The 10931-nt window shown below is 55.1% G+C and carries 7 protein-coding genes and 2 pseudogenes; 6 read left to right on the top strand and 3 right to left on the bottom strand.

What is annotated here, in order from left to right; genetic code table 11:
* Positions 1-98: 98 nt before the first annotated feature.
* A complete protein-coding gene (locus REH51_RS12465; protein ID WP_009722147.1) occupies positions 99-773 on the bottom strand; it encodes a GntR family transcriptional regulator in 675 nt (224 codons plus the stop codon).
* 264 nt (positions 774-1037) lie between these two features.
* Between REH51_RS12465 and REH51_RS12460 the strand changes: the two genes are divergently transcribed.
* The 6 genes and pseudogenes from REH51_RS12460 to REH51_RS12435 all read left to right on the top strand — a co-directional run bounded on the left by REH51_RS12460 (position 1038) and on the right by REH51_RS12435 (position 8699).
* The gene (locus REH51_RS12460) at positions 1038-2594 is read left to right on the top strand and encodes an ABC transporter substrate-binding protein (protein WP_498935937.1); all 1557 of its coding nucleotides are present in this window, start codon (positions 1038-1040) and stop codon (positions 2592-2594) included.
* Between the two features lie 78 nt (positions 2595-2672).
* On the top strand, positions 2673-3650 hold the full coding sequence (locus REH51_RS12455; protein WP_009722144.1) for an ABC transporter permease: 978 nt from the start codon (positions 2673-2675) through the stop codon (positions 3648-3650).
* The gene (locus tag REH51_RS12450) at positions 3647-4480 is read left to right on the top strand and encodes an ABC transporter permease (RefSeq protein WP_009722143.1); all 834 of its coding nucleotides are present in this window, start codon (positions 3647-3649) and stop codon (positions 4478-4480) included. Before REH51_RS12455 ends, REH51_RS12450 begins: the two co-directional genes overlap by 4 nt.
* Before the next feature lie 9 nt (positions 4481-4489).
* Entirely contained in the window at positions 4490-6145 is a 1656-nt protein-coding gene (locus tag REH51_RS12445) for an ABC transporter ATP-binding protein (protein WP_009722142.1), read from the top strand.
* Positions 6146-6181: 36 nt separating this feature from the next.
* Positions 6182-7564: pseudogene (locus REH51_RS12440) on the top strand (FAD-binding oxidoreductase).
* Between the two features lie 25 nt (positions 7565-7589).
* Positions 7590-8699: a pyridoxal phosphate-dependent aminotransferase gene (locus REH51_RS12435; RefSeq protein WP_498935935.1), complete on the top strand. Its 1110-nt coding sequence runs from the start codon at positions 7590-7592 to the stop codon at positions 8697-8699.
* A 168-nt stretch (positions 8700-8867) separates the two neighbouring features.
* On the opposite strand, the gene REH51_RS12430 is transcribed toward REH51_RS12435, so the two are convergent.
* Positions 8868-9824, bottom strand: a complete 957-nt coding sequence (locus REH51_RS12430; protein WP_498935933.1) for a branched-chain amino acid transaminase — start codon at positions 9822-9824, stop codon at positions 8868-8870.
* Positions 9821-10927 (bottom strand): annotated as a pseudogene (locus tag REH51_RS12425) (class II histone deacetylase). The gene REH51_RS12430 and the pseudogene REH51_RS12425 overlap by 4 nt, the downstream one beginning before the upstream one ends.
* Positions 10928-10931: the final 4 nt, after the last annotated feature.

Here is a 10931-nt window from a genome sequence, read left to right as displayed (position 1 = left end):
TAGAGCAAGGCGACATCTGTTCAGGTGTGAACTATTGATTTATCTAATGACAATGCACATTTAGATTAGGGGCTAGCTGCTCTCACGCACTCTTTTATTCACTCCCCCACGCTGCTCACCACAAAATCCCTAGCAACGCCTATATGGTAGTCAATGGCCTCGCGGCAAGCCTCGGAACGGCCGCTACCCAAGGCATCTAGCAGCTTAAAGTGACTGGTGGCAATGGTATCGGGGGCTTCGTGGGTTTTGGTAATCAACGTAATGCACAGGCGAAGTTCGTGGGTTAAGCCATCAAATGCCCGCAGCAGCCGCTCGTTGCCCGCGTAATGAATCATTAAGCGGTGAAACTGCAGGTCCTCTTCAATGCGGCGTGTTCCATCATTGCTGGCGGTCGCTTCGCACAAAACCTCTACCTGCTGTTTTAGCGCGCGCTCAGCGTCGCTGCTATAGCGCTCAGATAAGCGCTGGATAGCATGGCGCTCAAGGCATAGCCGCAGATCGAAGACATCCTCTAATTCAACGGCATTCAACGCCCTGACAAAAAAACCACGCCGCGGTTTTGAGACCAACAACCCACGACTTTCCAATAAGCGAGCGGCTTCGCGAACCGGCGCGCGGCTAACGCCTAAATCCCTGGAAAGCTGCACTTCCGAAAGCCGCTCACCGGGCAAAAAGTGTTGCTGGATAATCGCTTGCGTCAAATAGTCGGCCACCTGTTCAACAAGGTTTTGCTGTTGAATAAAAGCGCCGGGAGCCGCTGAGGAGGAGGCCATAGAGTCTACTCTTATTAGGTATTACGTACTTTTAGTATGACGCAAAAAAGCATTCTGTCGACGGCCGATTGCCGACTGTCGACAGTTTTACAAACCACTGCTATGTTCAAAAAGGCCTCTTATAACGATCTATAACGACGATCCACAACAATTCATAACAACAATCACAACTGGGCTGTTTTGTATCACGCCTCGCTCGCCTAACGACAACGTAAATCCATTACGTGCCAGGCTTTGGCCTAGTAACCGAGGAGCAGAAACAAAATGAAAACATCTTTAGCGTTGGCAATTTCCGCTGCAGCATTCGCCTTTTCGTCGGCCACCCTGGCAGACGACCCGAAACAGGGCGGCACAGTTAACACCATTATCCAACCAGAACCGCCAGGCTTAGTGCTGGGGATGGTGCAAAACGCGCCTACGCGCACCGTGGCAGGCAATATCTATGAAGGACTACTGCGCTATACCACTGACCTGGAACCCATGCCGCAGTTGGCTGAATCATGGGAAGTCAGCGACGATGGCCGCACCTATACGTTTCACCTGAGGGAAGATGTTACCTGGCACGACGGCGAACCCTTCACTGCTGACGACGTGGTATTTTCTGCCGATGTTTTCCACCGCGAGCTGAACCCCAGTGCGCGGGCCGTTTTACAACATGTGGAAAGCATCGAAGCAACGGATGACCACACCGTTGTATTTACCTTAATCGACCCCTTCGGCCCGTTCCTGATCTCCTTTGAGGCAGGCACCTTCACCATGGTGCCTGAGCACCTGTATGCGGACACCGATTTTCGCAACAATGAACACAACGACCACCCCATTGGCACAGGCCCCTTCAAATTTGCTAATTGGGAACGCGGCACCGTTATCGAGCTAGTTAAAAATGACGACTACTACGAAGACGGGCTGCCCTATCTAGACGGCGTCAACTGGCACATCATCCCGGACGGTGGCTCCCGTGCGGTCGCCTTCGAGAATGGCACCATTGATGTACTACCAAGCGGCACCGTTGAGAACTTCGATATTCCACGTTTATCCGCTATGGATAACGTCTGTATGACGGAAGAAGGCCACGAGTATTTCAGTCCCTTCGCTATGTTGTGGATGAACAACCGTGAAGGCCCACCCGCCGACAAACGCTTCCGCCAAGCAGTGATGTATGCCATGGATCGTGAGTTTGCCAAAGATGTGCTGTGGAATGGCTTAGGCAATGTGCCGCTCTCAGCCTTTGGCTCCAATGCGCGTTTCCAACATGATGGTTTAGAGCCTTACGATCACAATCCAGACCGTGCCCGTGAGCTGTTGGAAGAAATGGAGTATGACGGCGAAGAGATCACTATCCTGCCGCTTCCTTACGGTGAAACGTGGACCCGTTGGGCTGAAGCCGTACAACAGAACCTGCGTGAAGTGGGTATTAACGTAAGACCCCAAGCCACCGACGTGGGCGGCTGGAACCAGCGTCTTGGCGACTGGGATTACGATCTCGCCTTCACCTACCTGTTCCAATATGGCGACCCGGCGCTGGGCATTTCACGTACTTACCTGTCCGACAATATTGCCAAAGGTTCACCCTGGAACAATGTGGAAGGCTACGAAAACGAGCGTGTTGACGAGCTGTTTAACGCCGCGGCCACAGCCTTCCCCGATAAAGAGCGTGAAGCGCTATACCATGAAGTGCAGGAAATTCTGCATGAAGACGTGCCTGTCGGCTGGTTGATGGAGCTTGGCTTCCCTACCCTTTACCGCTGTGACGTAAAAGACCTCGTGACTTCCGGTGTGGGTGTCAACGATGGCTTCAAAGATGCTTGGTTAGACCGCTAGTCCAAAGCGACACCCAGGCCGCGCAAGCTGCCTGGGTGCTTCAGCCATGTTATGAAGGTATCGGTCAGGAAGGTGTCTATGGTTTACGCTCGCTTGATAGTGATGCGGCTATTGAAGGCCGTTATCGTATTGTTCTTAATCGTTATTTTTAACTTCTTCCTTATTCAGATGGCTCCCGGTGACCCCGCGGCGATTTTAGCCGGTGAGGCGGGCGCTGCTGACCAGGAATTTCTCAACCAGCTTCGTGAACGCTTCGGCCTTGATCAGCCGATGTATGTGCAGCTATGGCGCTACGTGTCGGGCATTGCCATGCTCGATTTCGGTTACTCCTACCGGCTTGGTGTGCCCGTATTTGACCTCATCATGGATCGCTTACCCGCAACACTGCTACTAACAGGCACGGCGTTTGTGCTCTCGCTGGTGCTCGGCATTGTGGCGGGTTCCATGGCCGCGGCGCGGGTTAAAAAACCTTCTGGTTCACTGATTATGGCGTTAGCCCTGGTGTTCTATGCCACGCCTCTGTTTTGGGTAGCGCTGATGTCCGTGGTGGTCTTTTCTGTCTACCTCGGCTGGCTGCCCGCTTACGGTCTTTACACCGTTGGCGCGGGCCACACTGGATTTGCGCTTGTGCTGGATGTTGCCAAACACCTGATACTGCCTGCCACCACGCTGGCGCTATTTTTTATGGCGATTTATACCCGCATGACGCGCACCTCGATGCTCGATGCAGCCCAGCAGGACTTCGTTAAAACCGCCCGTGCGAAGGGTTTAAAACCTAGCGTCATTCAGCGCCGACACATTCTCCGCAATGCCTTACTGCCGATTATCACCCTGGCAGGCTTGCAGGCTGGGCAGATGGTTGGTGGCGCTATTTTGACAGAAACCGTATTTGCTTGGCCGGGTATTGGGCGGCTGATGTTTGAAGCGCTACAACAGCGTGACTACAACCTGCTGCTGGGTATTTTCTTCTTCTCGGCGGCTTTAGTGATTGTCTTCAATATTCTTACCGACTTGGTTTACCGCTTGGCTGATCCGCGCATCAAGGGGGCCTCATGAGCTTTTTCGCACGCTTTGCGCAAAACCGTGGTGCCCTGGTAGGGCTGATTATTCTGCTGCTAATTATCATCATGGCAATTCTGGCGCCGCTGCTATTTCCTGAGTCTCCCTGGCGCATGGTTCAGCGGCCCTTTTTGCCGCCGCTTTCCCAGGACGGTTTCCTGCTGGGCACCGACACCATGGGACGTAACGTCGCCTCAGGGTTAATGCATGGCGCCTGGGTATCGCTGCTGATTGGTTTGGTATCCACCAGCGTCGCCCTGCTGATTGGCGTGCCGCTGGGAGCGATTGCGGGGTACTACGGGGGACTGATTGACGACGTACTCATGCGCTTTACCGAGTTCTTTCAAACCATTCCCAACTTTGCCCTGGCGATTGTGCTGGTGGCGATTATGCAACCCAGCATCACCTCCATTGTGCTGGCGATTGCGCTGGTCAGTTGGCCCCCCGTTGCCCGTTTGGTAAGGGCTGAGTTTATGTCGTTGCGGCACCGTGAATACGTTGAAGCGGCTCGCTTAGTCGGCCAAACCAACAGCACCATTATCCTGCGTCAAATTCTGCCTAACACGCTGTCGCCGATTATTGTGTTGGCCTCGTTAATGGTCGCTACCGCTATTTTGCTGGAATCGGCGCTTTCGTTTTTAGGCTTGGGCGACCCCAATGTGATGTCCTGGGGCTACATGATTGGCGCAGCACGCACGGTTATTCGCCAAGCCTGGTGGCTGAGCTTCTTCCCTGGTGTAGCGATTCTACTCACCGTTCTGGCGTTGAACTTAGTCGGTGAAGGGCTAGACGATGCGCTTAACCCCAAACTTTCCCGCGAGCGCTAGGAGCCCTTCATGACGGTCACTATTGATTCTAAAAAACAGCACCCATCAGCTGAAACAGTGCTTAGCATTCGTGACTTAAGCGTGGCGCTACCCAAAGGGGCCGACCGTGCCTTGGCGGTGGAAAACGTTAGCTACGACGTTAATCGCGGCGAAATCATGTGCGTGGTTGGGGAATCCGGCTCGGGTAAATCAATGGCCGCCAACACCGTGATGGGCCTGCTCCCTAAAGGCGTTCGCCCCGTTCAAGGTGAGGTCGACTTTCTGGGCCAAGACGTCATCACCCTAACCGAAAAGCAGCATCGTGCCCTGCGCGGCCTTAAAATCGGCATGATCTTTCAGGAACCCATGACCGCGCTTAATCCGTTAATGCGAGTTGGCGCCCAAATCGCTGAGGTGTTTGAAGCGCATGGTCAACTGACACCGAAACAGCGTCAAGAACGTGCCTTGGAGCTGTTGATTGAAGTGGGTATTCCACAGCCGGAAAAAGCCATTAGCGCCTACCCTTTTGAGCTATCTGGCGGCCAGCGGCAACGCGTCATGATCGCCATGGCATTAGCCCTAGAGCCCGTACTATTGATCGCCGACGAACCCACTACGGCGCTGGATGTGACTACCCAGGCGCAGATTCTCGAGCTTATTCGTGACCTGCAGCGCCGCCGTGGTATGGCGGTGATGTTTATCACTCATGATTTTGGGGTCGTGGCTGAAATTGCCAACCGCGTCTGTGTCATGCGCCATGGTAAGATTGTCGAAATCGGCGAAGCCAAAGAGGTGCTAGAAAATCCGCAAAACGCTTATACAAAAGCACTGATTGCCGCCATTCCCAGCAATGCAGTGCCGCCCCACCGTGAAACAAGCCAGGTGGCTCCGCTACTCGAGATCAAACAGCTTAATAAAGTCTTTCGTTCACGCGGGGGCTGGTTTAAGCCTGCCCGAGAAGTCCGCGCACTGGATGATATCTCGCTAACCCTGGCCCGTGGCGAAACCATGGGCATTGTTGGTGAATCGGGGTCGGGGAAATCCACCCTTGGCCGCTGTGTGGTACGTCTTGAACACCCGGACAGCGGTGAGCTGTTGCTGGATGGCGTTAACCTTTCACAGCTAAAAGGCGACGCGTTACGCCGTGAACGCCACCGCGTGCAGATGATTTTTCAGGACCCCTACGCCTCACTCAACCCACGCACTCGGGTCGGCATGGCGATTGCTCAAGGGCCTATGGCCAATGGCACACCCAAAAACGTGGCGCTCAAACAGGCAGGTGATCTGCTTGACCTTGTGGGCCTTGGCGCAAGCGCCGTGGAGCGCTTCCCCCATGAGTTTTCCGGCGGACAGCGCCAGCGCATTGGCATTGCTCGTGCGTTGGCGCTAAACCCTGAACTGATTGTCGCTGATGAAGCTGTTTCAGCGTTGGATGTGTCTATTCAGGCCCAGGTACTGGAACTGCTTGAAGAGTTGAAGCAACGGCTTTCGCTTTCACTGCTGTTTATTACCCACGATTTACGGGTAGCCGCGCAAATTTGCGACCGCATCGTGGTGATGCAGCATGGCCGTATTGTTGAACAAGGCAGCGCTGAACAAATATTCCTTCAGCCAAAAGAAGCCTATACCCAATCGCTGCTTGATGCGATTCCTGGTCGTCAAGCGCCGGTGGCGGCTACCGCCTAATCATTGAATCGTTAACCTCTTTACCAAGGAACACCCATGCAGATAACCCTGGAGGCGCTGAGCGCACTTGTTGGTTCAGCCCATGTGCTCACGGGTGATGATGTCACTAGTCGCCGCGTTGACTGGATGACCGGCGCGCCCTGCCAAGCAGGCGCTATCGTGCGCCCGGCAGACACCGAACAGTTAGCGGCTGGCATGCAGCCCTGCCACGCGCTTAAACAGCCAGTAGTGACCCACGGCGGCTTAACCGGTTTAGTGCATGGCGCGGAGGCTAGCCCAGAAGAGTTGGTAATTTCCCTGGAGCGCATGACCGCTATCGAAGAGATTGACCAGGTCGGCGGCACGATAACGGTACAAGCAGGCGCCCCCCTTCAGCGGGTACAAGAAGCCGCTAACGAGGTTGGTCTGCAGTTCCCGTTGGATTTAGGCGCACGTGGAAGCTGTACGATTGGCGGCAATATCGCCACCAATGCTGGCGGTGTCAGGGTGATTCGCTACGGCATGATGCGCCAGCAAGTACTAGGGCTTGAAGCAGTGATGGCCGACGGGCGTGTTGTCAGTTCCATGAATCGCATGCTGAAAAACAATGCAGGATTTGATTTAAAGCAGCTATTTATTGGCAGTGAAGGCACCCTGGGGATTATTACCCGCGCCGTGCTGCGGCTTTAGCCGCCTACCCCTAGCGAGCAAACGGCACTGGTGGCTTGCCACTCGTTTGACGCGCTAACCGGGCTATTAAGCCACATGGGCAAAGCGCTTGGGGGTGGCCTGGGAGCCTTTGAGGTGATGTGGCAAAACCACTATCGCCTACTCACCGAAACGCTGGCGAGGCACACGCCTCCTATTCCACCAGAGCACCCCTTTTATGTGATTATCGAGTCGCTCGGTAACGATGAAACTCACCATGCAGAGCAATTCCGTGTAGCGCTTGAACAGGCATTTGAACAAGACTTAATCGTCGACGCGGTGATTGCCCAATCAAGCTCGCAAAGCGATGGTTTATGGGCGATACGAGAAGATATTGAAGGGCTCATCAAGGGGCTGGCACCCATCTTTACCTTTGATGTCAGCCTCCCCATTGCCGATATGCAGCGCTATACCGATGCATTAGAGAAGCAACTAGTACAACGCTGGCCAGATGGCCGCCTGGTGGTATTTGGTCATCTTGGCGACGGCAACCTGCATATTTCTATTAGCGTTGGCAGCGATGCGCCGGAAGAGCGCCACGCGGTAGAAACACTGGTTTACGAGCCACTTAAAGCGCTGGGAGGCTCTGTTTCAGCAGAGCATGGCATTGGTTTGGAAAAGCGCCCCTGGCTTAGTCCCTGCCGCTCTCAGGCGGAAATCGAATTAATGCACACACTGAAGCAGGCGTTTGACCCACATCAGTTGCTTAATCGCGGTAAAATTTTGAGCTGAAAATTTTCACTATTAGGATATCGATATGCCCTCCTACCCCCATCATCTTACTGGTGAAGGTCCCCTTAATCCGTTTCCTGGGATTAAAGTTCTGGAGCGCCGCATTGGCCGCGAAATCCCTCATCGATTGGGCTCTAATGAAGGGCTGGACATGCCCCATCGTGCGCTACGTGAACATTTTGGCGATGCTGTCGCCGAGCATGTGTACTGTTACGGCGATGCGGAAGCTCTCGGCGTTCGTCAGCGACTAAGCGCCCAGCAGGGTATACCGCTTGATCATTTACTGGTGGATGCCGGTGCCGATAGCCTGATTGCATTAGCACTGCGCACCACCTGCACACCGGGCGACACCGTGGTTAGCACGGCGGGCACTTACCCAACCTTTGGCTACTTTGCGAAAGGCCAGGGTTGCCACTTAGTAGAGCCTAGCTATGTTGAAGCCCCTGGCCTACTGGCCCCTGATTTGGAAGCGTTAGCGGCGGGAGCACACCAGGAAAATGCCCAGCTGGTTTATTTAGCCAACCCCGATAACCCTAGCGGCCACCTGCATAGCGACAGTGCCATTCTCAAGCTGCGCGACGCACTGCCGGATACCTGCTGGCTGCTGCTGGATGAGGCGTATGGCGATTTTCGTGATGACGCCAACAGTGACTTCGCGGCCAAGGCACTTCCAGGTGTCATTCGCCTACGCACGCTGTCAAAAGCCCACGGTTTAGCAGGCTTACGCATTGGCTATGCGATTGCTGACCCTGATGTGCTCGCATTGATGATGAAGGTACGCATTCACTACGCGGTATCCACCTTTACCCAGCCAGCCGCAGAAGTCGTGCTCGATCACCCAACTGAAGTCCACCAACATATTGCGGAAGTAAAAGCACGCAGGGAACAGTTAGCGGCTCATTTCCAAGCACTGGGTGCCGACGTACTGCCTAGCGCCACCAACTTTATCGGCATTCGCTTACCAACTGCCGAACTGGCCGAGCGGGTAAACCGTGAGCTACTGGAAGCAGGCCGTTTAATCGCCCGCCCCGCTCACCCAGCGCTTGGTCATGTCTTACGCATTACCGCCGTCGCGGATGCTCTGGAACCAGGGCAGCTAGCGATTCTTGAGCAGGCCATTAAAGAGAATGCCTGACTCAGTTAGAAAATCTGCCAGTGGTGTTGGTGTGCGGGGGCAGATTGAAACGAGGGTCTTTCGCCATGGATGGCGAAAGTAGCGCCCATGGATGGGTTTACAGCGCCCTCGTGGCAAACTGCCCCCGCTAATTAAATGCAAAACGCTCGCTAATAGCGGGCAATGAGCCTAAGCGGGCGTTAACCAGTGCTTGAACGCGGCCAGCTCGCCACGCACCGCTTGGCGATACAGGCGCTGCAAGCGCGCGGTCACACTGTCGTCCGGTATCGGCGCGTCGACTGCCGGCGCCCCCGCCCTTCCCCCGATGCGGCGGCCATCCAGTTCACGCAGAGGAAGAATTTCCGCAGCGGTACCGGTTAAAAACGCCTCATCGGCAGTATATAGCTCATCGCGGGTGATGCGTCGCTCGCGCACTTCTATGCCCAGCGCCTCGCGGGCTAACTGGATCACGCTGTCGCGGGTGATGCCCTGCAAGCAGGACGTCACTTCAGGCGTGTGCAGTACACCATCGCGCAACAAGAAAACATTCGCGGCGGACGCTTCGGCTACATAGCCTTCTGGGTCAAGCATGATGGTTTCATCAAACCCTGCTTTCACAGCGGTATTCAGCGCCAGCATCGAATTCACATAATGACCGCTGGTCTTGGCACGGCACAGGCTGATATTGACATGGTGACGCGCCCACGAAGACGTCAGCGCACGTAACCCACAGCGGGTTGCCTGCGGCGACAGATACGGCCCAAGGTCCCAGGCAGCAATCATCACATGGGTGCTTAATCCTTTGGCCCGTAGGCCAAGGCCTTCCGCCCCAAGAAACACCGTTGGCTTAAGATAAGCGTTCGTCAGCTGATTTTTACGCAAGCACTCCTGCTGAGCCTCGATCAGCGCCTCTTCGCTAAAAGCGATCGGAATATCTAAGGAGTGGGCGCTCTCTGCCAAGCGGCGGGTATGCTCAGCCACGCGAAACAGCGCCGTTCCCTGCTCCCCCTCATAGGCGCGCACGCCCTCAAAGCAGCCCATTCCATAGTGCAGCGTATGGGTAAACACATGAACCTTGGCCTCTCGCCAAGCCAGCCATTCACCATCCTGCCAAATCCAACCATCGCGATCATAAAGCGGTGTCATTGCGTGCATTGCTCCCACTGTTGGCGCCAGCCATCGATAAGCGCCTGCTGGTGCGGTTGTAAGGCTTGATACCCCCAGGCAGCAATTTCATCGTTTTGCGGATCGGGGACACTCATCGTACTACCTGCCAAGGTTTGAATAACGCCATGCCCACATAGCGGTACATAGCCTTCTGAGTAACCACCTTCATGGACAAAAACCAGCTTTCCCTGGCAGCAACGGGCGGCAAGTGCTTTTAGCTGTGCGGTCATTTCGGCAAACGCGGCACTGTTGAGTAGCATCTTGCCTAACGGGTCTTTTGCACAGGCATCATAGCCACAGGCCACCACGATTAAGTCTGGGTTAAACGCTTCCAGCGCTGGCAACACCAGCGACGCCATCGCATAGCGATAAGCGCCCAAACCACAGCCCGGCGGTAGCGGCAGGTTAAGATTCGCCCCTAACCCCTCGCCTTCTCCCTGCTCTTCAAAACTGCCTGTATCGAGAGGGTAGTTCGCGGCTTGATGAACGGAAACGGTGAACACCTCAGGCTCAGCGTAAAACGCCGACTGCTGGCTATTACCGTGATGCACATCCCAATCAAGAATCGCTACCCGCTTCACTTGCCCCAAGGCCCGGGCACGCATCACGGCTACCGGGATATTGCCCAGCAAACAGAAACCACGCCCCTGATCCGCCTCGGCGTGATGCCCCGGCGGGCGGCAAAGCGCATAAGCGTTATTGACATGCCCAAGCGCCACGTCTTCTACCGCTGCGACGGCAAGCCCCGCTGAGTGCCTTGCTGCTGCCCAACTGCCAGGCATGAAAGGCGCGCAGTCGCCGCCGTTACCACCGCGCGCCTGGTCACCGGCCTGAAGTGATTAAAGATAAGGAGCCGTATGGAAGCGCAGCAGGTCCTCAACAGATGCGGCAGGAGGTTTGACGACGCGGAGCTCGTCAATCAGCCCGCTAACCTCAAGAATATTCTTCAGCCGCCGTTTGCTTTCGGGACTTTCCGACGCTGGTTGCGGCTGCAGAAACTCACCGGGAGCAGAAAAAACACCAATGGCACCCTGGTCGTGCCAAAAGCAACGTTCGTGCCAGTAAAACCCTGTCTTACTCATTGAG

The sequence above is a fragment of the Halomonas bluephagenesis genome (assembly GCF_054790765.1).
Note: the sequence above shows the minus strand (reverse complement) of the source record. Positions and strands in the feature narration are given on the sequence as shown.